This window comes from Solibacillus sp. FSL W8-0372, from assembly GCF_037969735.1.
GTDB classification, from domain to species: domain Bacteria; phylum Bacillota; class Bacilli; order Bacillales_A; family Planococcaceae; genus Solibacillus; species Solibacillus faecavium.
In genome coordinates this window covers 2,663,357-2,687,811 of record NZ_CP150204.1, presented here as the reverse complement: position 1 = coordinate 2,687,811, position 24,455 = coordinate 2,663,357, and the positions used below count along the sequence as shown (strand labels likewise).

The following is a 24,455-nucleotide window of genomic DNA, read 5'->3' as shown; positions in this document are numbered from 1 at the left end:
GATAAAACTTTGAACAAGAGCCGCTAAAAACAGCCAATGTATTAAGAGGAGGGATACAAAATGAAAATTGCTTTAATCGGTGACAGTTTAACTGAAGGTCGTCCAGGGGTTCCTTTTCATACGATATTAGAAGATAAATTTCCAAATATCACTTTTGTTAACCTTGGTAAACCAGGGGAAACAGTGAAAAGTTTATATACGCGCCTTTTAGAAAAAAAGTTAAAGGATGATTATGATCTTTCTTTCATATGGATTGGGGTAAATGATGTCTATTCAAAACTGCTTAGCGTTCAAGCGCAGCCGGTTGCGAAAGATTATGATGAATTTCAGACTTATTATGAGAAAGTCTTAGCGCTAGTTATAGAATCGTCAAATAAAGTCGTAACAGTTACCCCGACTGTAGTTGGTGAAAATACTAATAATGCTCCCAATAATGAAATTAAAGAATTGAATCACCTTATCCAATCCATAGCACATAAACAGACAAATGTTGGTTTTCTAGATATCCAATCAGCTTTCCTGAATCATCTTTCAGCAGTGAATAGCTCGGATTACATCAGCACAAAAGTATTGAGTGTTATGACCGACGTTCTTTTTTATAAGAAACCTTCAAGGATTGATAAAAAATCCAAAAAACGAGGGCTACATCTTACGTTAGATGGTATACACCTTAATAGTACTGGGGCACAACTTGTTGCAGACATATATACGGCTGAAATAGAACGCTTGCTTTACAGTGATTAAAATGAAGTGCGGTAATGAAGTATTTTGTCGAAATGTGTAATTTTTTATGAAAAATAATTAATCATTACTTGCAATTAAAATAGATGATATATTAATATATAGACAGGAACAATAAATTTAATAAATGCAAGACAAGGTGGAGTCGTAGTCAGCTACGGCACCTCCTTGTCTTTTTTGCATTGAAAGGGGAAATTTATGTTTATTTTACAAATTGTTATTATTTTATTTGCTACAAAATTGGCAGGGCACTTAGCTGCTAGGTTAGGCCAACCATCAGTATTGGGAAAAATACTTGTTGGTATCATTCTAGGGCCGGCATTACTTGGATGGATTCACGATACAGAATTATTAACAGTATTTAGTCAAATTGGAGTTTTATTATTAATGTTTTTGGCAGGACTTGAAACAGATCTTCAGGAAATGAATAAAAATAAAAAGGCAGCGATATATGTTGCATTAGGCGGTATTATTTTACCGATTATTTTAGGTTACGCGGGAGCCCAATACTACGGAATGTCTGTAGGAGAATCTATTTTTATTGGACTATTGCTTTCTGCTACATCTGTAAGTATATCTGTTCAAGCACTGCGTGAACTAGGTTGGTTAAATAGTAAAGAAGGTTCAACGTTACTGGGCGCTGCTGTATTGGATGATATAGTAGTCGTAATTTTAATTGCCATTGCAATGAGTTTCTTTGCAGGTTCGGATACGAATATTGGATTATTAATAGGGAAAAAAATACTGTTCTTTGCAATTTTAATCGTACTTGCAAAATGGTTTATTCCACATTTTATTCGTGCATTTAAGAAATTTAGAGTTACAGAATCAATATTGAGTGCAGGTTTGATTATTTGCTTTGGTTTATCATACTTTGCAGAATTTTTAGGTATAGCGGGAATTATCGGTGCATTCTTTGCCGGTATTGCCATTGCACAAACTGAATTTAAAAAAGAAATTGAGCACAAAGTTGAACCTATCGCGTATGGAATTTTTGTACCGTTCTTCTTTGTAAGTATCGGATTAGCGGTTTCATTCGATGGAATTGGAGATCAAATTGGGTTTATAGTCGTATTTTCAATTATTGCAGTTGTTTCCAAGTTTGTTGGTTCCGGATTAGGTGCTAAATTAGCTGGATTCAATACGAAATCATCGATGGGCGTTGGTGCAGGAATGGTTTCCCGAGGTGAGGTTGCACTTATATTAGCTGCAATGGGACTTGAAGGGGGATTATTACCAGCAAATTATTATACTTCCGTTATTATTGTCATTATTGTAACGACAATTGTTACTCCGCCTTTACTAAAAGCAATTTTTGGCAAGAGAATTGTCATAGAGTAAGAAGAGGACAGGACATAATTAGGCCGTGCCCGTGAGTAATCAAAACGAAAAACAATTATCCCACAAAGAGGCTGTAGAAATTTCTTTGTATAAGGGGAGTACTCTTATTAAGAAACCGATATTATATGAATTGATTGGAGTGAAGGGGCGACTCCTGGGGGAACAGCACGACGTCTGAGACTACAGGCTCAGGCCGTGCCCCCGGAAAGCGTCCCCGTAACGGAAATCAATTCTGGCAGAAGCAGAAAAACATCTATTTTTTCTTTGGAAAAATAGATGTTTTTCGTTTTGTCCCAGGCTCTTTTTTACCCACCTAGATTAAAAAGCTCAGAAATAAAAATGAATTAATACTTACTCGCATAGTATGTTAAAAACATTAGAAGAAAGGTGGGAGGTATGTATTATCCACAAATGAAGTATCAGCCATTACCTACTTCACGGGAAATGACAGTTTCGGGTAATGGGGAAATAACGCTTCAACCAGATTATGCGCAAATTCAAACTGAAGTGCGTACAGAAGGAGATAATGTCAGTTCTGCTCAACATGAAAATGCGATTATTATGAATCGGGTTATTGAATCGCTCTTGAATTTAAATATTCGGAGAGATGAAATGCAAACGTCAGCTTATAATATATTTCCAACCTATGACTATATTGATGGAAAACAAGTATTAAGAGGCTATGAAGTTCAAAATGCAATTACTGTAAAAATAGTGAATATTAATCAAGTTGGTACGGTTATCGATACAGCGACACGAAATGGGGCGAACCATGTATCGGGCATACAATTTAAAATAGAGCACGTAGATACTTACTATCGTCAGGCACTTCAGTATGCCCTGATTGACGCGTTAGGTAAAGCAAAATCAATGGCTGAAACGATGCATGCAACTTTAGAACCGTTACCTATAGAAATAATTGAAGAGACAAATACTGCTACTCCTATTCCATACAAAATGCTTCAACTAAGTAACCAACAGGCTGTTACACCGATTGAACCAGGTTTGATAACAGTAACAGCTACTGTAAAAGTCAAATTTCAGTATTAGCGCAGTAAGTTAGATATTCTAATTTTAAATTCCGTTTTCTATCAAATAAAAAATAGAAATGAACCAAACTGTTAAGGACTTTTTCAGTTTGGTTTTTATTTTGTATTGCTTATTCTTTCATGTAAAAGCATGATTGGATCCTTTGTATACATAAAGTAACAATGATAAAAAGTGAAATAAAGAAGGTGCGTATTGAAAAAGAGTATACAAATTGCAGGTACATTTGTCAGTTTGGTAGTCGGTGCAGGTTTTGCTTCTGGACAGGAGATTATGCAGTACTTTACAAGCTTTGGACTAGTAAGTGTGTTTGGTTGTATTGTTGCTGCGGTCATTTTTGCTTTCTTAGGCATGACACTTGCGCAGATCGGATCGGACTTGCAGACGACTTCCCATAAGGAGGGCATTCATTACATTGGCGGTCGTGCTTTTGGTCCGGTGCTGGATGTATTAATTTCTATTGTATTATTTGGGATTGCGATTGTTATGTTCGCGGGTGCAGGAGCTACATTTAATCAAATGTATAATATGGAGCCGTCATTTGGAAGTATGTTAATGACTCTCGCAGTAGTTTTTACACTTTTACTAAATGCGAATAGCATTATCAATATGATTGCGGCATTAATGCCATACTTACTGGGCGTTATTTTTATTCTTTTGATTTATTCTTTATTTACAATCGATTACTCAATAAGCGAGCTGAATATTATAGCAAAAAAACAACCATCTGCAAGCTCTCATTGGCTAACGAGCGCGGTATTGTATGTTTCATATAATATTGCTGCAGGGGCGGCTATGCTTATTTTAATGGGAGGAACGACAAAAGATAGAAAAGCAGCAAGAATGGGTGGTGCTTTAGGAGGGGGAGTACTTGGCTTATTAATATTGCTCATTAATTTAGCTCTTTTTGCGAAAATGGATATTGTGGCAGGCGTGGATATGCCAACGCTTGAGCTAGCAAAACAAATTCATCCGACAGTAGGGAATCTTATGTCCATCGTTTTACTAGCAATGATATACAGTACAGCGGTAGGCACACTATATATACTGGCAGTAAGAATTGTAAAGAAAGAAAATCTCATGATGAAAATCATTGTGATACTGCTTAGTTTAGTAGGTTTTGCAGCTAGCCTCATAGGCTTTACAACATTAGTCGGTAAACTGTATACCATTATGGGCTACCTCGGGATGGTGTTAATAGTGGCTATTGTATTGGCGCAAATACGTATTTTACGTACCAACAAGAGAAAAATATAAAAACTAAAATGCTGAATTCCTCAGCTAGGTAAATTTAACTCTTAAATTGCTGCTTCAAGGCGGGCAATGATTGCTCGAATTGATTCGATTTCTTGACGGATTTTATCCATCATATCCGACAGTGCGGCAAATACGTTATTCAATTGTATATTTTGTATAGCTTCATAGCTGTTAAGAATTCCGTTGTTTCGAATATCATCAAATCGTGTTGCTAAACTTCCATTCCATGTCATTGTTGTTAATTCAGGTTTTGTCATAAGGTGCTTATTGTTGGAAAATTCATTTTGCTTTCCTGTTAATTGACTATTGCACGTTTCCAAACGGTTTAAATGACTTTGCTTTTTATTCAACTCAGAATACCAATATCCTAACGACATTTCGTCACCTCATAATCTATTAGTTTTTGCGGATTAGCTTTTAAAATTAACTATTTTAGTTAATTTTAAGTTCTAAAATATGACTCCAATTCGAACTATACCTCATTAATATATCACAATTAAAAAATCTTAAACTGATATAGTTTGCTTATTTTATTAATTTAAAATTAGTATAAAACTCCTTTTTTACTCAAATCTTGTTGACCTTGTTATTTTTTGGTTTATAAAATTAAAATACGGGTATTAAATTGCAGGATATATTTTACAATTTATACCTAAATAAACAAGAAAAAGGAGAGAAATTTATGTCAGGAATTATTCGTGTAACCCCAGCTGAGTTAGAAGCAATGTCCAATCGTTATGGAACTGAAAGTGCACAGGTTGAAGAACAAATTTCACGATTAGATAATATGATTCAAGAATTACAGTCTATGTGGGAAGGTGAATCAAGTCGCGCCTTTGCAGATCAATACACGACTTTACGTCCATCAATTCAAGATATGCAACGACTTTTACAGGATGTTTCTGTACAACTGAAAAATACTGCACATGCTCTTGCAGATGCAGATCGTCAAATTGCAGGGCAAATTCGCAGTTAAGTTTCATCTAGAATTAAGATTTAAAGAGCGTCGTATTCAGATGAAGGCGCTCTTTTCATTTGCTGGACAGTTTTGTATTTGTTCCCTATAAAACGACTTTCACTTTGAATTAGTCAACCTTAATTTGATTGAATGAGGTGAATATAAAATGTACATAGAGGTATCTATAGACTTAAAAAACTATAGTGAGGAGTGTTTTGATTTACGTCTGTCAAATTCCTATTCAGTCAAAGAGTTGGTCAATATTGTTTGGCAGGCAAAGTCAATAACATATCCTCCAAAGGAAGGTTATTGGATTCGAATTGTAAATAAACAAACCGTATTATCCGGAAATGACCTATTGGCAAATAGTGGTGTTACTACAGGTGATCGACTAGAAATCTTGTAAGGAGTCAAGCAGATGTCAAAAAAGAAACTATCCTATTTAGAAAAGCAATTAGAGGCTACCCTCAAGTTTGAACAAGATGAGATCACAATTATTTTTCAAAAAGAAAAAATAAAACTAGCAAATGAAATAGAAATTGCACTATTACAAGAACATAACCCTTTCATAAATAAAAGTATCACTTTAACAGATGATGAATTAATCTTCACCTATAAAAAAGAATCAAATTATATGAATTTTGGAGAATTGCGGAAATTAAAAGAACTAAGTCGCTGGATGTTTGCTTCACAAGTTTTAAAAGTGCAAAGCCGCCATTCATTTAACCGGCTCCACCTTATTGTATGCCCGGAAAATGTATTAATCGATGAAAGCTTAATGCCATATTTTCTACATTACGGGGTGAAGGAAAGTATTCCTCCCTATGAAAAAGAAAGTAACCGAATTTGGAATGAAACGAAAGCGCTTATTGCTGCTGCAATTGATCCTAAATATACATTCGAACAATATATTCAGTTCTCTCAATCTATTGAACTTAGTCCCATCGCTGAAAAGGTAATGAGTGCAAAGGATGAAAATGAACTAAATGATACGATAAAAAAACAAATAACTCTACTGAAAAATGAAGAAAAAAAGCTAGTAACAGTTTCAAAAACAAAATGGAGCTGGGTACGTTACGGTATTGCAGGTCTTTTATTGGCACTTATACCTCTAGGAGCATATACAGGATATTCGGCACTAGTGCTTCAACCTCGTCAAGAAGCTTTTGTGGAGGTTCAGAATTCCTATCTTCAAGGAGATTATAGTGAAGTAATTAATAAACTGACAAATTATGATATTGAGCATATGCCTAAAGTTATACAGTATGAGTTATCGCTTGCTTATATCGTAAATGAAACATTGACCGAAGAGCAGAAAGAAAATGTCTTAAAGACAATAACGTTGCAGACAGATCCAAATTATTTTAAATATTGGATTTATATTGGCCGTGGACAGGCAGAGGAAGCTTTAGCCTTAGCCCGACAACTCGAGGATTTGGATTTAATAATGCTAGCTTTACTGCATTATGAGGAAACTGTAAAAGGAAACCTCGATCTGGAAAATGAAGAACGAGAGCAGTTACTAGATAAAATTCAAACTGAAAAAGAGGAAGTAACGGAACAGCTTGAACAATTAAAAGAAGAACTTGAAATAGAGGAAGCAAGTTCTAGTAATAAAGATTCAAACAAAAATGAGGAAATAAAGTCTGAAAAACCAAGCACCAACAAACCAACCGCAGAGGAAAATAAGGAAGACACTGCGGGTTCTACAGATACAGAAAGCGCGGATAATTCTACAGAAGAATAATTGAATTTAATAAAGTTATTCCAGCACTAATCTATTTAGTAGTAAAAGTCCCTATTAGAAGGTGATTTAATGAGTACGCTTTTGTTTTTTTATGATAACTATTACCAAGCGATACAACTGGATCAGTTGAAAAGTAAAACCGTTACAGTTGGTCCCGATTCATCGCATACAGTGACGATTCAAAACTTACCATTTACAAATGGCTCACTACTGATTACCGAAGATTCCTTTGGCTTTACAGTAAAACAGCATGAAAAACTGCTTGGCAAAGTAAATCCGAAGCAATTTTTTGAATGGCAAGATGAAAACAGCAATAAAAAATTGAAAATCATTCTCTTTTTAGCCGTAACAAACAGCAATACTTATTTCATTGGAAATAGACAGGAAATTCTGTTTTCAACTAAGTTTGAAGAAGCAGATATTTTCTGGGAAGAAAATTACGGAAATACGCAGTCGTTCTCACTAATAAGAGCGGAGAAAAAATGGCTCCTCGAAATATCGAATGAGAATCACCTATATATAAATGGTCAAAGAAAGTTTGCAAGTAAGGAAATACAAATTGGGGATATTATATTCACACCTTTTTTGATTATTCGACTTTTGGAAGAGGACGTACTCGAAATTAGCAGTTTTGAAAACTTCGATTCAACGCTTTCCAATATTATCGAACCTGCTTCAGAAATGAAAAAAAAGTATCCAATTTATAGAAGGACTCCAAGGATGGTATATGAGCTTCCGAGTGAAAAAGTAACACTTTCTTTTCCTTCGCAAGAAAATGATCCTTCAGGTAGAGGGTTGTGGATAATAATTTTACCGCCGCTTGTAATGTTGATTGTTATGGGAATTGTAGCCGTTATTCAACCTCGTGGAATTTTTATTCTAATTACGATGGTTATGTTCGTTATGACATTAATTACATCATCAGTACAATATTTTAAAGATCGCAGCAACGAAAAAAGAAAAAAAGAAAAGCGAATCCGTGTGTACACAGCTTATCTTGAGAACAAACGCCATGAACTTCAGGAGCTGGCAGATAAACAGAAGTTCACAATGGAATTTCACTTTCCTACGTTTGAACGGATGAAGTATTTAACAAATCAAATATCCGATCGAATTTGGGAACGATCTGTAGAAAGTGAGGATTTTCTTCAGTTTCGATTAGGAACTGGTATTGTTCCGTCGAGCTTTTCCATTTCATTAAATTCAAATGATATGGCCAATCGCGAAATGGATAATTTAATCGAGCAGTCTCAGAAACTTGAAAAAGTGTATAAAGAAATCGCTGATATGCCAGTTATCGCAAATTTAGCGAAAGGACCGATTGGATTAATTGGTAAGGATCGAGTAGTAAAAAAGGAAATACAACAGCTAATTGGTCAACTCGCCTTTTTTCATAGTTATCATGATCTCCGTTTTATTTTTATTTTTGATGAAGAAGATTATGCTCAGTTTGAATGGATGAAGTGGTTGCCGCATTTTAATATACCTAATATGTATGCAAGGGGACTCATTTATAACGAAAAAACGAGGGATCAGCTGCTTTCCTCCATTTATGAAATGGTTCGTGATCGTGATCTGAAAGAAGAAAAAGAGCAAATTCAATTTACTCCACATTTGGTGTTTATTGTTACAAATCAACAGCTCATCTCAGACCACGTCATTTTAGAGTACTTGGAAGGCGACCATACTCATTTAAATATTTCTGTCATAACTGCAACTGATGCAAAGGAAAGCTTATCTGACAACATATACACACTCGTCCGGTACTTAAATGATACGGAGGGCGATATTTTAATTCAGAACAAAAAAGCGGTAAATATACCGTTTACATTAGATAGTCACCAAAAGGAAAACAATGAACGCTTTTCACGGATGTTACGTACCTTAAATCATCAAACGGGTATGACAAACTCCATACCAGATAGTGTAACATTCCTTGAAATGATGAGTGTAAGAGAAGTAGAAGAATTAAATATCGCACATAAATGGATGGAGAATAAATCTTCCCAATCTTTAGCTGTACCAATTGGGCTTAAAGGCAAAGATGATCTTGTTTACCTGAATCTGCATGAAAAAGCTCATGGACCCCATGGTTTACTTGCTGGTACTACGGGTTCAGGGAAAAGTGAATTTTTACAATCGTACATTTTATCATTATCCGTTCATTTCCACCCGCATGAAGTAGCATTTTTACTAATTGACTATAAAGGCGGGGGAATGGCACAACCGTTTAAAAAATTACCGCATCTTTTAGGGACGATAACAAATATAGAGGGAAGTGTAAACTTTACAAATCGTGCGCTTGCTTCCATTCGAAGTGAATTAAAACGCCGTCAGCTTCTGTTTGACCGTTATAATGTAACGCATATTAACGATTACACGGATTTATACAAACAACAACTCGCAGAAGAGCCGCTACCTCATTTATTTTTAATCTCTGATGAGTTTGCGGAATTAAAAAATGAAGAGCCTGACTTTATTCGCGAACTAGTTAGTGCAGCCCGGATCGGAAGAAGCTTAGGGGTTCACCTTATATTAGCTACTCAAAAGCCAGGTGGCGTTATCGATGATCAAATCTGGAGTAATGCACGCTTTAAAATAGCCTTAAAAGTTCAGGATGCGACGGACAGTAAAGAAATACTTAAAAATACGGATGCTGCATCAATCACTGTTACAGGTAGAGGTTATTTACAAGTGGGAAATAATGAAGTGTATGATTTGTTCCAGTCGGCCTGGAGTGGAGCACCTTATCTTTCAGAACATTCTGGTGGTGAAGACGAAATAGCTATTGTAACCGATTTGGGGCTCATTCCTTTATCGAATATAGCAGCGAAGGAAAATAAGCAGAAGTCGATTTCCGAAATTGAAGCGGTTGTTTCGAAAATTGAAGAAACACAAAATATATTAGGCGTCAAAAAGCTTAGAAGTCCATGGTTATCACCGCTTGAAGATAGAATTTATAATAATACCTACAATTCGGAGGAGCGATATCAAATTGCGATCGCTTTAGTCGATGAACCGGAAAAACAAAAACAAACGCCTTATTACTATCAAGTGATGGAAGATGGAAATATCGGTATATTCGGTTCAAGCGGTTATGGTAAATCTACGACAGTGCTTACGTTACTATTAACTATCGCACAGAACTATAGTCCCGAAGAAGTGCATTATTATTTAATGGACTTTGGGAATGGATCATTGCTTCCATTAAAACAACTTCCTCATACTGCGGATTTCTTCTTAATGGAAGAAAAGCGGAAAATGGAAAAGTTTATGAGAATGATCCGGGAAGAGATTATCCGGAGAAAACAGCTATTGCAACAGTTGGAAGTTGGTAACATTAAATTATATAACAGTGTTGCAGAGAAAAAGCTTCCGTTAATTTTTGTTGCTGTAGAAAATTTTGACTTTATAAAAGATGAAATGCCCGATTTCGAAACAAATTTCAATCAATTTGTAAGGGATGGACAATCATTAGGAATTTATATGATTTTTACTGCGACTCGTATATCAGCGATTCGCCAAGCAGTAATGAACAACTTAAAAACGAAAATAGTTCATTACTTAATGGACCACAGTGAGGCGTATTCAGTCCTGGGTAAAACAAATCTAGCTCCTGAAACAATTCCTGGAAGAGCCATCATAAAGAAGGATGAAGTACATTTCTCTCAAATATTCCTGCCGGCTAATGGGGCAAATGATTTTGAAATGCTTGAAGCAGTAAAAGAAACAGTTAAATCATTAAAGGCCAAGTACCACGAGTATGCTGCGCCACAGCCTATTCCAATGCTTCCTAATGATTTAACATTAACGAAGTTTTCTGAGTATGTCCGTCTGGAAGGGCAACCACAATTTCTACCAATTGGATTGGACGAAGAATTTGTTCAACCTGTCGCAATTAATCTATTAACAAATAAGCACTGCTTAATAATCGGACAAGCGCAAAAAGGAAAAACAAATGTATTAAAGCTACTTATAACGACCGCTATACAAAAGGGATTAGGACACATTGCTGTATATGATTCTTTCGACAGAGGCTTGGCTACGTTAACAGAGAATGAGTTGGTGACACAACTAGAAGGAAAGGATCAAGTTGAGCAATGGTTGAGCGCAATTGAAGAAGAACTAGCGGCGCGCGAAATGACCTACACTAATACAAATTTCAGTGATCGATCAGAACTCAATTTTGAGCCAATATTATTTGTAATAGATGACTTTGCACGATTCAACGCAGCTATGGATACTAGATTACAAGAACATATTTTAAAACTGATGAAGAATGCTAGTTATTTAGGATTTAACGTTATCGTTACAGGCAATGCGTCAGATATTTTGAAAGGCTATGATTCGCTGTCGGCTGAGGTTAAACAAATTAGACAAGCAGTCTTATTAATGAAGAAGTCCGATCAAACATTGTTCACACTTCCTTATGATCGTAAAGAAGAAGAGATTCAGGCAGGGTTTGGTTATTACGTTTTAAATAACAAAGAAATCAAAATACAACTCCCACTATGTGATGTTGAAAGGAAGATATACTCATGACGTCTCAAAAGAGGTTAATGTTAAAAATTGCAATCGTCATGATTTTGATTATCGGAGCCCCGATTATTTATTTCTTTGCAATAGGTGAAAATCCGTTTTTTGATGAATCAAATGGAACGAAAAATATCGCTGTTGTAAATGAAGATACAGGTGCAGAAAAGGAAGAAAATGCACTGGAATTCGGAAAAGAGGTAGCGACTGTTCTCACGACAGACTCTGACTTTAACTGGTCTGTTGTGAGTCGTAGCGCTGCTGAAAAAGGGTTGGCTGGTCAAGATTACGATGCAATCGTCTATATTCCATCGAATTTTTCAAAAAATATTATGACATATGAGGAACAACAACCAGTTAAGGCTGAATTTAAATATACAGTTGGCGGTCAATTAAATGCAGCAAATCGTGAGAAAGTTTTACGTGAAATTGATAAAGCGACTGCACGTGTCAACGGGAAAATCGCTACTCTTTACTGGAGTTATGTATCTCAAGATTTAGAGAAGGTCCGTAATGAGTTTGATACGATTTTGCAAAAGGAAATAGAATTTTTAAATACAATATCGGAATTTTACCGTCCAAATTTAGCGAGCGTAGTAGGGGATATTGAAAGTCAAAAACAAATGCTAGAAAATCTAGCTTCAACTGTAAGTGGGACTCCAATCGATGGAAGTATTCAGGAAGCTGGAGAATTTGAAGTGCTATTATCCCAATTTGTATCTTATGTAAATGACTACAAAGAATATCATACGACCCAACAACAGCTATTACAGCCACTACAGCAGGAAAGTTTGCTTTCAGTAGTCTTTATGAAAAATGATCAGGAACCTCGATATAATGAAACAAAAAATTATTTGATTGATCACAACGATAGCATTAATGAGAACGTCCAAATGCTTGAAGAACAACTGGCAAAAAATAAGGAGAGTGTAAACAACTTAACTAGCCAGGTCGTTAAACAGAGAGAGGAAATTATCGACCTTTTAAATCAAGTGGAAGGCGAATTACTTGTTCAATATGAAAATCAATTAATTACGTTAAAAGATCAGCTAAATACTAGTTCACCTAGTCAAGTACAACCAATACAGGCTAGAAAAAGTGGAGAAGTAAAAAACAATACGCGCCAATTTATCGCATCCTCTAAAATTGCAGCATTAGATTCTGAAAGAGATAAATTAATAAGCTTAATTCAAAATATTAATTCAGTGAAAGAAGAAGTAGTCATTGCTTCGGGAAATACATCTGAAATAAATGATGAAAATACTAATAAAGAAGTTCTAGCTGTAAATGATCAACTTTCACAGCTGTCTTCTCAGATTGCTGTAATTGAATCAAATATTAATCAAATTCAACAGCAAGAAAGACAACTGCAAGAGGAGTTAATCGAGTCTCAAGAATCTCAGGAAGACGCCAAAGGAGATGAGCTGAAGCCTGAAATAAATGAATTCACAATTGTAGAAGAAGTAAAGAGGAAAGAATCTGAAATTATGAATTCACCATTGATGAATGGGGCGAAAAAGGAAAGGCTAAAAAGTGTTTTCTCTAAAACTATTGATAGTAACAATACAGCAATGCTCATGGAATATTACGGGGCATTAGCGCAATACGAAACCATTTTAAAGACAAATTTAAGTGTAAATAACCTTTTAGTTATGAACAATGAAGGTTCAAGCATTCTAAATGAATTACAACAAGGGGTTCCGGATTCCCAGGAACAGTTAGTAAGTTTAGAGGAAGATGTTAAATCTTTCTTTACAGAGTATACGGCAAAAGTTGACTCTGACTATGAGGCAATTTCATCACAAATACAGGCTGTTGAGACAAGTGCTAACAATATGCAGAAAAGCTTGGATTCATTTATATCGGGTTCCACAGTATTTTCAGTACCACCTGCAGACGGCAATGCATTAGTTTCAAATCAACATAGTATTATTCAAAACTTAACAGCAATGAGTAACTCAATGAACAGCATTATGGATAATCAAGATAACATCATGCTCGTTACAAATGATTTATATGCAAAAGCAGCTAATGTAAACGCAGATACAAATGAACTAAATAATAAGTGGAATGATAACGTTAGTACAACAGAAAAATACCGAAATGATATTCATAACGTATTAAATAATGCGTTTGTGGATGGACAAAGAAATGGGCATATATATGATCATTTATCAACACCGCTTACATCTACTAGCTTAAATGCAACGGTAGAAGAGAATAAAGTACCGCCAGTCATCGTACTTGTCATTGTATTAATTAGTAGTTTATTAATCGGCTACTTCTGCTACTATTTCAACAATAACAAACCGGGCGTACGTATCGCGTTATTCTCTTTATTAAACTTAATCGTCGGGTTGATTATAAGTATTTACGGCATGGAAATTTATTCTCTAAATGAAACAGGAACAATCGAGTGGACGATTTTCACTATTTTATTATTAGCTGCTGTATCGACAATTATTTTTGCAAGCTTCTCGATTGGACCTTTAATCGGTTGGTTTGTAAGTGTGGCAGTGATCGCGTTTTTCGTAACACCAATGTTGACATTGTTAGCTTCGAATCTAGATTATGAAGATCCGATGTCAAAAGTTTATTTATCGATTCAATACGGTCCGGAATCATTAATTATCCCTGCAAGTATCGTTCTATTGGTGATTATTGGAGTGTCTGCATTAATACCGTATATCGCAGGGAAAATCAAAAACCGTTCCAATGAACAAGACGAGGAACCTATGTATGAAATGTAAGGTAATAGTTGGTTTCTTTAGTTTATCTCTAATTTGGGGAGCTGGATTCATATTTGAAACCAGCTTCCCGTTGGATTTAAAAGTTGGAATGACTGTCTATGCATCTACCGACCTGTATAAATTGAATCCAAACGAATATAAAGAAAAAGAGTTTAAACATAATAAGGAATACCTTCATAATGAGGCTTTATTAGAGATTCGCAAAAATATTCGAGAAGAGCAAAAAAAACTGGATTTCCTGCCAAAGGATAAAAACTCCAATGAAAAAATAAAGGAAGAACTCTTTATTAATAACTTTGAAAACCGTAAAACAATTGCTTACGAATCAACAAAATATCAATTATTCTCAAGCGAATTAAATGCTGCTAAAGAAAAAGTTTCAAATGCAACGACCATTAACCAAAGTAAAAGTAAAAATTTACGAATTATTTATATTGGTATATTAATAGTAAGTATTTTAGTTGTGCTAATTTGGCTTGTACCTAAAATGGTGCAAAGTGAGAAAAAATAAGAAATGGTAGGAGTAATGTCTAGATTCCATTAGAAAGGAGAGAGTACATTTGTCAAATGAAGTGAAAATCGTCTATGCGGATGTAGAAGAACAGCTATCTGTGATTGAAAATGCAGCTTCATCACTTAAGCCTACTGCAGAACTTCCAATTGAAGGAAATACATTAGATGTAGTAACAAAGTTAAACGAGCTCTCTATACAATTAGAGCAAATCTTAACAAGTTACCAAGCGGTGCTGCAAAATAATATTCAGACTACAAGAAATTCTGTTCAATATATGAAGGAGCAGGATCAACGTATTTCGACGAATATTAATGGCACCGTTTCTGGTCCGAGGAGGCTAATAGATTAATGAAAATACTAGATTCGAGTAATTTCCACAGTGGTATTTCACGAAATCTAACTATGCTAACAAGACTTGAGACAGAAATGAAAACAGTTGAAACATCCCTTCAAGAGCTAATTCAGCTTGAGGAATCATTAAAGGGGCAAGGCGGCAGTGCAATACGAGCATATTATCAGGACTGTCATGTGCCCTTTTTGCAATTTTTCTATTTAGTTAAAGGCAATTTCCAGGATATTCTTACGCAAATGCAGTCAGCACTTGATAGCCTAGAACCTGATCGTAATGGTTATATTCAACAATCATTCCTTGAAAATAATGTGGAGCAAGGCTTGAACAATGCAAAACAAATTACAGAAAGCCTAACAAATGAAACAAATACAATAATAGGTAGCGTTTCAGATATTGTATCGCTTCCGCAATTAAATGATTCCGAAGTTCATAATGAAATTCAGGTAGCAAAAAAGCATCGCGATACAACAGTAGAAGATCTAAATACATTTGACAATAGCCAAACGTCCGCTCTGACAGCTGTTGAGAGTGACTTTTTAGCAATGAATACATGGATTAAAGATTTGGAAACGATGATAGCGGAAGGCTTAACAGATGTGAATTTCCCTAAAGAGCTTTGGGCACAGTATGCTTCAACGACAGCGCTTCTTACGGGGTTAACGAGTAGAACCAACCCATTAGATGGAGTAACAGAAGGGGCACCGGTAGAAAAGACCGGTAATGTCTCATCAGCTGATGAAACAATTATGGGATATAAGGAAGACACAGGTAATTTTAGGAGATTTAATACGGCTTTAAATGGAGCAGTTGAAAGCTTTGGAATGTTTATGGCGGGTAAAAAGGGTGGTTTGAAAATGGAGTTAGTACGTGATACACGTACTGGTCGACCTGCTTACCGTTTACGTGCTAGTAAAGAGGCACTTCACTATTTGAGGGTTACTCCAGATGCAAGAGCGTTAAGAGAGCTAAATTATAAACTACCAAAAGGGGACAAACCATGGAAGCCGCAACACCATCAGCAGCAAGCTAATAACAGTGCAATTTTAAAATTCGGCACACAAAAGAAGGGGCAATCCGGCTGGTCAAAAGTGGGAGAAGCCGCATTAAAGGACCACTCTTCCCTTAAGTACTGGAATGATAAAGCAAGTATTACTGAAAAGGCAAAAACTGTCGGTAAGGCAGCAGCGGCGGGTGCCGGGAAATCATTTAAAGATATTGTAGATGTGAAAGGTATCTTCACGAATGGTTTTACAAAAGGAATTACAAAAGGATTAGCGCCCATTTCAGCCGGATTCAACTATTATGCTAACTATCATAATGCGAAAGATGCCGGGTTATCAGGCGGAGACCTGCATAAGAGTGCCATAAGAGATACAGCGATAGATACAGCAGTCGGCGGTGCGGTTCAGGCTGCCAGTGTTGCACTTTTCACTGCAGCTGTTCCTATTCCCGGTGTTGGGACTGCAATTGGTGTTACAGCTGGTATATTTATCAATGGTTTGTTAAATAAAAAAGATAAAGAAACAGGGGAATCGGCCATGGATAAAATAAAGGGCTGGTTCCGTTAAAAATAGGAGGCTTCACCTCATGTTAAAAAAACTATCAGAAGAAGATTTCGCTGTATTAAGAGGACCGCTGGAATCTGGTAGACAAAGCCCAAATTCATTAGCTACTGTGTTGATATTAGGTATGTTCATACAGGCATTGGTATTTTATCTTACTTATTATGTTGCTGGTAAGTACACAATCTATCCAAATTTCGAAAGTATTCAAACAATCCATATGTGGTTGACAGCAATTTTAATTTTATTATCCGTTGTTTTTGCGATACCAGCTGTTTTTAAAAGAGAGGAGAAGGTACAGTATTTCTTATCTATTATAGTCACTCAAAATTTCACCGTTTTTTTCTACCTATCTGCGCTTTTTTATCTAGGAGAAAGTGATGATGCAACAGTTGAATCTCTAGTTAACTTAACATGGATTACACTTACGATCGGTGTATTATTATTTCTCGCAACGTTTATTCGATTTTATATACTCCTTCAGAAAGGTTATTATCGCAAAGGATCTAAAAGTGATGAAATGCGCGGGAAATTTGAAACGAAATCTTATATCCCTATTGCAATAATCGGCAGTATTAGTCTTGTTTTTATTATCCAATACGTAATGAAAATGGGATCTTATGATTTCTTTGATACAGTAATGTTTGTTTTTTTACCATTTGGTCTTTTTTACACATTGATTTTTGTCTTGCCCGAACAGCTCGTTATTCTTTATTGTAAAATTCGTTTTAAAAGCTTTAATTTTGATATAAGTGGCTATTTGTACACGGAAAGAGTAGCTAAAAATAATAGAAAAGTTAAACATAATTAGGAGGCTGGATTTAATGGATATTCGCAGCTTACATTTCGATCATTTAATTACATTTCAAGTAAGAGATAAAAAAGAAAATTGGCTAGAAGGGATTAAGATTTTAGAAGATTTCCCATTAAATCATGAAGTGTATCAAAATGGTCCTGTATTTTTTTCCTATGAAGAAGAAAAAGATAATGAAGGCCTGTTCACATATTATTTACCGATAAATGATGCCGTGGAATTTGAAGAAGGTATTACAGATTTTGAATATATCCACCAATTTAGTATAGAAAAAGCGCTATTAATGCGCCAGGCACAGGAAGAGGAAGATTTTAGTACAGCTATCCAGAAAATCAAAAGTTATGCAGCAACTGAGAATATATCAGTAGATAATTCATTCATTTGCGTACTATTGGATGTTTACGGAGAATATTTAATTGATTTATACGTCCCGTTAAAAGAATGGAGCGAAGTGAAATGATTGTAGAAAATCACCAAATTTCTTACCGGAATGTAGCTTCTAAATATTATAACTTTGTGCCAGAAGAAATTGATCTGGCTTTTGCGGATTTTGATCAAATTCTCTCAAACAATGGTTTTCATATTCAAGACACGATGTTCTTTTCTATTATTAGTGACCCTACTGCTCCTGTAATGACAGCTGAAATATTCCGTTCTATAGAGGAAAGTAATGTTTCGGATTTGAAAGCTGCTGAAGATGTCAATTTTAGAAGCTATTTTTCAGTCAATCGCATGCTTATGACAAGGATTACGAACGAATTTGATGCGCAGTCTCAGGAGAAGTACTGGGAGCTAGTGGAACACTTACAAAAAAATAATTTTAATCAAAGTAGCCCAATCTTTGTGGAGTACAAGCGCAGCCATTCTGGTACAGTATATGCGGAAATGAGTGTAGGAGTAAGGTAATTAATAATTAATGGTTGGCCAATTTAGATGGAACTATTAAAAAGATGGTGATAAATTGAAGGTATTGGATGTAAATGAGTTTCAGCAAGGACTTGAAAGAACTGTTAGTCAGTTAACCCGCCTGGAAAGTGAAATGAAACAAATTGAAAGTGCTGTTCAAGGTCTCACACAATTAGAAGAATCGCTAAAAGGTCAAGGTGGAGAAGCATTACGTGCATATTACGAGAGTTGCCATTTGCCATTCCTCACATTTTTCAATACCTTTAAAAATAGCTTTACGAGTGTTCTTCAAGAGATGAAAACAGCCCTTTCATCGCTTGAACCGGATTCATCAGGCTTTATTCGCCAAGCAGCATTGGAAGGCGAAATCGAGCAAGGCTTAAATCGAGCCAAACAAGTGACAGAAGAGCTAACAGACGAAGCCAATAATATCATGGACCAAGTGTCAGATATCGTGAACTTGCCAAAACTGGATGATAGTGAAGTCCATCTGGGTGTACATGACGCGAAACGACATCGGGACGAAACCGTTGAAAAACTCATTGAATTTGACGTGTCCCAAACCGATGCATTAACGACAATTCAAACAGACCTGATGCATATGAAAACATGGATTACCAACATAGAAACGATGATGACAGAAGGGGTAACAGATGTTAACTTCCCGGCAGAACAATGGCAGTCATTCGCTAGTCAGAATCCGTTAATGATTGCACTGGCCTATCGTACGCAATCGTTGGATCAAGTGATTAATATGAATCCATTATTTAATCCTGGAGGAATCGGAGGAGCGAATCCTTACACACTTTCGGGTCTTTATCTAACCGGTCAACAGCCTTTAGGTACTTTCGGGCTAAGCGGTGCAATGGTTTCAACAAATTTCGTTTCATTTATGAAGCAAAAAGAAAAAGAAATCGCAAAAGAGCTTTCCGCTACAGCCACAACAGTAGATGATGTGAAAGATGAGGGGAATGGTTTTCTTAATTTCCTAGGAGACGTTGGAAGTGGCGCTACAAAAGTCGGAAAAGGTTTGTTGGATTTCTTAATATTGGACGATGTGAACACGCTCACTGATAAAAATGCTTCGGGTCTTGATAAAGGAATTGCGTTAGCATCCTTCATTCCAGTAGGAAAAGTTTTGAAAATCCCGAAAGCGATTGATAAAATTGTAGATAGTAACGTGGACGAGGTTGTTGGTAAGGGTACTAGTAAAGCTAAAAATTTTGAATTCAGAAGTAAGGTGTATTCTCCTGTAGAATATCAAGGAAGAAGGGTTTATCAAAGGAATGATATTGATTGGAACATGGTTGATCCTGATAAAGGTCTTACGAATTTAGAGAGGGCTCAAATGGGATGGGCACCTTTAGGTAAGGATGGTAAAGCTATCAATTTGCATCATATACTACAACAGGAACCTGGACCAATGTTAGAGATTCATCAAACAGTACATCAGAAAAACTATCGAATTCTTCATGGACTTTTAGAAAAAAATAAATTTAAAAGGGTTAAGCCTATTGATAAAATAGCTTCACATGCTAATAAATCTATAGATGAAATTTCAGAGATTAGAAGAGAAAGGAAAATGAGAAAAAAACGTAGTTTTAGGAGTGACCCAGACTTAGATCAAAAATATAATGATTTTCGGGGAGAGTATTGGAAATGGCGGTCAGATGAACTTCTTAAGGATCCAAATAAATAAGGAAGGATGATAGCTTTGAATAAAGAGGCAGTCATTGAATTAATAAATAACGCACCTAAAAAGTTTTTTGTTGGGGCTTTAGAGGAGAGTAAAATAAGTGACATTGAGGAAAGACTTAATGTGAAATTGCCGGAAAGTTATAAGTGGTTTTTGCAAGAATATGGAACTGGAGGAGTTTTTGGGATAGAGATCTTTGGAGGTGGACTTCGCGAGGTGCCAACTTGTGTAAGAGAAACGGAAGAATGGAGAGAATATGGTTTACCAATGGAGTTCGTTGTAATACAGAACTACGGATCTGGTGTTTATTGTCTTGATACTTCAAGGTTAGACAACAATGAATGTCCTGTTATAGACTGGGAGCAAGATGATGAGGATGGAATATATGAATATGAAAATTTCTACACATTTTTAGTAGAACAGTTCTCAAAATAATTCACTAAACCTTAATCAGGTGCTCGTACCTTGTCGAGTTTTTCTTTTCCTTTTATAATTAATCTCATGATAGTTAGCTGACATATGGTATTGGTTATAATGAACAATATAGAAAACCAAGGTATATATTACTCGATTTATATTTCACACGAGAACGGCAGGAGTATTTTATAGAATTAACAACAAGCACTTGATTGCCTTATTAGGAATCAGGTGCTTTAATTTTTCCAAAGGAATGTAAACTTAACAGATTTAAAAAATAGAAATATTAATATGATTGGAAAACTATTTTTGTAGGAATCGATGAAAATTACTTCAGTAAAAATGCTATTTCTGACTATGCGGTAGAGTTGATGGAAAATGGTGATGAAAATGAGTTTGTTAATGAACTTACATGGGGAATATCTATTGAAGATTTAAATAAAGTGATGTTGGAGATAAAGGACATTTATTTCCCACAATTAGATGAAAATAGCGCATTTTTAATAGCTGAGAATAGAAAACTTCGATTTGTTTGTTTATCTAAAATAAAAGAAGAGTGTAAAGAAGATAATGAATTATTAAATAAAATAGCCGAGTTTTATGAAAGTCATCATTACCCAGAAGACATGGTGAGTTTCATAAATTATATGCCTCAAGAAGTCCCAACTACAATAGCAGATATGGTAAAAAGGTTTGAAGAATTTTTAAAATTAGAGAAAGATTTAGTTAGCTCATATTCTTGAAATTTAAATATGGAAGAATTTTCGTTTTCAAGGTGCACTTAAAGCATTTTGTTTCCTTGGAGTGAAAATTTATTGGTTTAAGGAGTTTAAACGGAAAAATATTTAATAGATTTTAAATCGTATAAAAAAGTTCCGAGTGAAATGATTATAAAATATACGAAACTGGTACCAAATGAATTTATAGATTTATGGAGTAATTATGGATTTGGTACATTTATGCAAGGGTATTTTAAAAGTGTAAATTCAGAGGAAATTAAAGAAATTTAGGGGGAGAGTAGTCAAAGATACAAGGATTCAGTTGTATTGTTTGCTACAGGTATTGGTGATCTAGTTATTTGGTCAGATGGATATGTTAGACTACTTAATTACAGGTATGGTGTGGTAAAGACAATTATGTTTACATTTGAATTTTTCTTTATGGTGAGTTGGATTATGATGAGTGCTTTGGCTACACTCCTCTATTAGGTTTAGGTGGAGCAGAAAAAGTAGAGAATTTAAAAAAAGTCAAATTGAAGGAACATATTCTTATTATTACTGAATTTATGGGTCCAGTTCAGTAATGTACAGGAAATATGGTTAGAGTTAACTATGAGCACTTGATTGTCTATATTAGGCGACGAGTGCTTTTTTATGTTTTCAATATTCAGACCGATGTTAACTTCCCGGCAGAACAATGGCAGTCATTCGCTAGTCAGAATCCGTTAATGATTACATTGGCTTATCGTACGCAATCGTTGGATCAAGTGATTAATATGAATCCACTATTTAATCCTGGAGGAATCGGAGGAGCGAATCCATATACCCTCCCTGGTCTTTATCAAAATGGTCAGCAGCCTTTAGGTACTTTCGGGCTAAGCGGTGCGATGGTTTCAACAAATTTCGTTTCATTTATGAAGCAACAAAATAAAAAAGTCGCAAAAGAGCTTTCCACTACAGCCACAACAGTAGATAATGTGAAAGAAGAGGAGAATGGTTTTCTTAATTTCCTCGGAGACGTCGGAAGTGGCGCTACAAAAGTCGGAAAAGGTTTGTTGGATTTCTTAATATTGGACGATGTGAACACGCTCGCTGATAAAAATGCTTCGGGCCTTGATAAAGGTATTGCGTTAGCATCCTTCATCCCGATAGGAAAAGTTTTGAAAATCCCGAAAGCAATTGATAAGATTGTAGATAGTAACGTGGGTGAGGTTGTTAAGAAGAGTGATGTAGATGAGGTAGTTGGTAAAGGTAATGCTCTTGTAGATACAAGTAATTTTGTGAAAAATGGGAAAATTCCAGTTGATTTTGAAGTCAATAATACCAAACGACATACCTAATACATTTAAACCGAGTGAAACTATAACTGAAGGATATAAATATAATTTTGAAATAGACGGGCAAAAGATAGAAGTAAAATGGCATTCACCAGATTTAAATGCAAAACAACTGTACCCTGATAGTAATTCAGGGAATATGTGGACTGCCCAAATAAAAATAGGGAAAAAACTTCTAGGACAGGATGGTAACCTTTATAAAAAGCCGAATAATTTAACACATATTCCAATTGAGTAGGAGAATTAAGAATGGATTTTTCTAAATTTGATGAGTTACCCGATTATTTATCTGAGGAAATACTAAAAATGTATTTTGAACAGGTTATTGATTATTACGAAAATAATGGGGATAGAAGTAAGATTGATTTGTCTGAAGCTATATATCAATTAGCAGAAAGACAATGGCATACCTATAAATTTTTGGATGAAAAAATTAAAGATAAGGTAGATTCGATAGTTCAAGAAATATTAGACCCAAATTCTTATGAGTTAATGGATAATGTAACGTCAATAATTGCATATCTTGGACTCTCAAATAGTTTTCAAACATTAAAGGAAATAGATAGTACAAGTCTAAGTATTAATGTTAAGGAAATAATAGAGGAAACAATAAATGAATTAGATGGAAACATTGGTAATCCTTATTCAGGGGTAGAGGAGTAAGTATGATTAAAACCTTTAGTTATTGGAGCTAGCCCTGTCTATTTAATTGCTATGCTGCCATATCAGAGGAGGGTGTAATTTGAGCTTATTTAAAGATTTTAAAAAAGTAAGTGAAGTTGAGGAATATACAATTAATAAATATAAGAATATGCTCCCAGAAGCTTTAATTGAAGTATGGAAATCATATGGGTATGGTACAATAATGAATGGATACTTAAAAATAATTAACCCTGATGAATTTAGCTCTTTAGTAAATGAGTCTTATTTAAGAAGTAAAGGGACAATACCTATTTTCAGTACATCCATAGGTGATCTAATACTTTTTGAAAAGGATGAAAATCAAGAATCCTATATTGTAACAATAAATTACCGAAAAGGTAAAACAAAAGTTGTAGCTTCAAAATACTCCTTGTTTCTAAGATTTTTAGAGGAAGAGGCTTTTAGACAGAAGGCTTTAGATTGGCTTCCTTATCCAGAAGCAATAGAAAAATATAATGAACCAGAGTATGATGATTGCTTTGGCTATACACCTTTGCTATGTTTAGGTGGAGCAGAAAAAGTAGAGAATCTAAAAAAAGTCAAATTGAAGGAACATATTCGTATTATTACTGAATTTATGGGTCCAGTGCAGTAATGTACAGGAAATATGGTTAGAGTTAACTATAAGCACTTGATTGTCTATATTAGGCGACGAGTGCTTTTTATGTTTTCAATATTTATACCGATGTTCACTTCCCGGCAGAACAATGGCAGTCATTCGCTAGTCAGAATCCGTTAATGATTGAACTGGCCTATCGAACGCAATCGTTGGATTAAGTGAATAATATGAATCCACTATTAAATCTTGGAGGAATCGGAGGAGCGAATCCGTATACACTCCCTGGTCTTTATCAAAATGGTCAGCAGCCTTTAGTTACTTTCGGTCTCAGCGGTGCGATGGTTTCAACAAATTTCGTTTCATTTATGAAGCAAAAAGAAAAAGAAATCGCAAAAGAGCTTTCCGCTACATCCACAACAGTAGATGATGTGAAAGATGAGGGGAATGGTTTTCTTAATTTCCTATGAGACGTCGGAAATGGCGCTACAAAAGTCGGAAAAGGT

Annotated in this window: 23 protein-coding genes and 2 pseudogenes; 24 read left to right on the top strand and 1 reads right to left on the bottom strand. The window is 35.3% G+C overall.

What is annotated here, in order from left to right; translation table 11 throughout:
- Positions 1–60 precede the first annotated feature (60 nt).
- The 4 genes from MKY13_RS13740 to MKY13_RS13725 all read left to right on the top strand — a co-directional run bounded on the left by MKY13_RS13740 (position 61) and on the right by MKY13_RS13725 (position 4,386).
- Positions 61–744, top strand: a complete 684-nt coding sequence (locus MKY13_RS13740; RefSeq protein WP_339213368.1) for a GDSL-type esterase/lipase family protein — start codon at positions 61–63, stop codon at positions 742–744.
- Between the two features lie 195 nt (positions 745–939).
- Entirely contained in the window at positions 940–2,082 is a 1,143-nt protein-coding gene (locus MKY13_RS13735; RefSeq protein WP_191700486.1) for a cation:proton antiporter, read from the top strand.
- Positions 2,083–2,478: 396 nt separating this feature from the next.
- Positions 2,479–3,132: an SIMPL domain-containing protein gene (locus tag MKY13_RS13730; RefSeq protein ID WP_339213366.1), complete on the top strand. Its 654-nt coding sequence runs from the start codon at positions 2,479–2,481 to the stop codon at positions 3,130–3,132.
- 192 nt (positions 3,133–3,324) lie between these two features.
- Positions 3,325–4,386, top strand: coding sequence for a hypothetical protein (locus tag MKY13_RS13725; RefSeq protein WP_339213363.1), 1,062 nt, complete (start codon positions 3,325–3,327; stop codon positions 4,384–4,386).
- A 41-nt stretch (positions 4,387–4,427) separates the two neighbouring features.
- Here MKY13_RS13725 and MKY13_RS13720 read toward each other — a convergent pair whose 3' ends face one another.
- A complete protein-coding gene (locus tag MKY13_RS13720; protein WP_339213361.1) occupies positions 4,428–4,763 on the bottom strand; it encodes a DUF5082 family protein in 336 nt (111 codons plus the stop codon).
- Positions 4,764–5,068: 305 nt separating this feature from the next.
- Between MKY13_RS13720 and MKY13_RS13715 the strand changes: the two genes are divergently transcribed.
- The 20 genes and pseudogenes from MKY13_RS13715 (at position 5,069) to MKY13_RS13620 (ending at position 24,419) form a co-directional block, all read left to right on the top strand.
- Positions 5,069–5,362: a WXG100 family type VII secretion target gene (locus tag MKY13_RS13715; protein ID WP_191700482.1), complete on the top strand. Its 294-nt coding sequence runs from the start codon at positions 5,069–5,071 to the stop codon at positions 5,360–5,362.
- Between the two features lie 148 nt (positions 5,363–5,510).
- Positions 5,511–5,750, top strand: a complete 240-nt coding sequence (locus tag MKY13_RS13710) for an EsaB/YukD family protein (protein ID WP_191700481.1) — start codon at positions 5,511–5,513, stop codon at positions 5,748–5,750.
- Between the two features lie 12 nt (positions 5,751–5,762).
- Complete coding sequence (gene essB, locus MKY13_RS13705; RefSeq protein ID WP_339213357.1) at positions 5,763–7,091, top strand: type VII secretion protein EssB; 1,329 nt, start codon at positions 5,763–5,765, stop codon at positions 7,089–7,091.
- Between the two features lie 69 nt (positions 7,092–7,160).
- Positions 7,161–11,633: a type VII secretion protein EssC gene (essC, locus tag MKY13_RS13700; RefSeq protein ID WP_339213356.1), complete on the top strand. Its 4,473-nt coding sequence runs from the start codon at positions 7,161–7,163 to the stop codon at positions 11,631–11,633.
- A gap of 17 nt (positions 11,634–11,650) precedes the next feature.
- Complete coding sequence (gene esaA / locus MKY13_RS13695; RefSeq protein ID WP_339213355.1) at positions 11,651–14,374, top strand: type VII secretion protein EsaA; 2,724 nt, start codon at positions 11,651–11,653, stop codon at positions 14,372–14,374.
- A complete protein-coding gene (essA, locus tag MKY13_RS13690; RefSeq protein ID WP_339213354.1) occupies positions 14,364–14,885 on the top strand; it encodes a type VII secretion protein EssA in 522 nt (173 codons plus the stop codon). Before esaA ends, essA begins: the two co-directional genes overlap by 11 nt.
- Before the next feature lie 49 nt (positions 14,886–14,934).
- Complete coding sequence (locus MKY13_RS13685) at positions 14,935–15,237, top strand: YwqI/YxiC family protein (RefSeq protein WP_191702800.1); 303 nt, start codon at positions 14,935–14,937, stop codon at positions 15,235–15,237.
- Positions 15,237–16,808: an LXG domain-containing protein gene (locus MKY13_RS13680; RefSeq protein WP_339213351.1), complete on the top strand. Its 1,572-nt coding sequence runs from the start codon at positions 15,237–15,239 to the stop codon at positions 16,806–16,808. Before MKY13_RS13685 ends, MKY13_RS13680 begins: the two co-directional genes overlap by 1 nt.
- A 19-nt stretch (positions 16,809–16,827) precedes the next feature.
- A complete protein-coding gene (locus MKY13_RS13675) occupies positions 16,828–17,613 on the top strand; it encodes an ABC transporter ATPase (RefSeq protein WP_339213349.1) in 786 nt (261 codons plus the stop codon).
- A gap of 13 nt (positions 17,614–17,626) precedes the next feature.
- Positions 17,627–18,076 (top strand): biotin carboxylase, encoded by a 450-nt coding sequence (locus tag MKY13_RS13670; RefSeq protein WP_191700473.1) that lies wholly within the window; start codon positions 17,627–17,629, stop codon positions 18,074–18,076.
- A complete protein-coding gene (locus tag MKY13_RS13665) occupies positions 18,073–18,522 on the top strand; it encodes a DUF5085 family protein (RefSeq protein ID WP_191700667.1) in 450 nt (149 codons plus the stop codon). Before MKY13_RS13670 ends, MKY13_RS13665 begins: the two co-directional genes overlap by 4 nt.
- A gap of 55 nt (positions 18,523–18,577) precedes the next feature.
- Complete coding sequence (locus MKY13_RS13660; RefSeq protein WP_339213346.1) at positions 18,578–20,221, top strand: T7SS effector LXG polymorphic toxin; 1,644 nt, start codon at positions 18,578–18,580, stop codon at positions 20,219–20,221.
- Between the two features lie 15 nt (positions 20,222–20,236).
- Positions 20,237–20,653: an SMI1/KNR4 family protein gene (locus MKY13_RS13655; RefSeq protein ID WP_339213344.1), complete on the top strand. Its 417-nt coding sequence runs from the start codon at positions 20,237–20,239 to the stop codon at positions 20,651–20,653.
- A 267-nt stretch (positions 20,654–20,920) separates the two neighbouring features.
- Positions 20,921–21,378: pseudogene (locus tag MKY13_RS13650) on the top strand (DUF2247 family protein).
- A 141-nt stretch (positions 21,379–21,519) separates the two neighbouring features.
- A pseudogene (locus MKY13_RS13645) lies at positions 21,520–21,938 on the top strand (T6SS immunity protein Tdi1 domain-containing protein).
- A 12-nt stretch (positions 21,939–21,950) separates the two neighbouring features.
- Positions 21,951–22,694: a hypothetical protein gene (locus MKY13_RS13640; protein ID WP_339213342.1), complete on the top strand. Its 744-nt coding sequence runs from the start codon at positions 21,951–21,953 to the stop codon at positions 22,692–22,694.
- Positions 22,663–22,929, top strand: coding sequence for a hypothetical protein (locus MKY13_RS13635; protein WP_339213340.1), 267 nt, complete (start codon positions 22,663–22,665; stop codon positions 22,927–22,929). Before MKY13_RS13640 ends, MKY13_RS13635 begins: the two co-directional genes overlap by 32 nt.
- 11 nt (positions 22,930–22,940) lie before the next feature.
- Positions 22,941–23,354 carry a hypothetical protein gene (locus tag MKY13_RS13630; protein ID WP_339213338.1) on the top strand — a complete coding sequence of 138 codons (414 nt, stop codon included), beginning with the start codon at positions 22,941–22,943 and terminating at the stop codon, positions 23,352–23,354.
- A 79-nt stretch (positions 23,355–23,433) separates the two neighbouring features.
- The gene (locus MKY13_RS13625; protein WP_339213336.1) at positions 23,434–23,988 is read left to right on the top strand and encodes a T6SS immunity protein Tdi1 domain-containing protein; all 555 of its coding nucleotides are present in this window, start codon (positions 23,434–23,436) and stop codon (positions 23,986–23,988) included.
- A 182-nt stretch (positions 23,989–24,170) separates the two neighbouring features.
- Positions 24,171–24,419, top strand: coding sequence for a hypothetical protein (locus MKY13_RS13620; RefSeq protein ID WP_339213334.1), 249 nt, complete (start codon positions 24,171–24,173; stop codon positions 24,417–24,419).
- Positions 24,420–24,455: the final 36 nt, after the last annotated feature.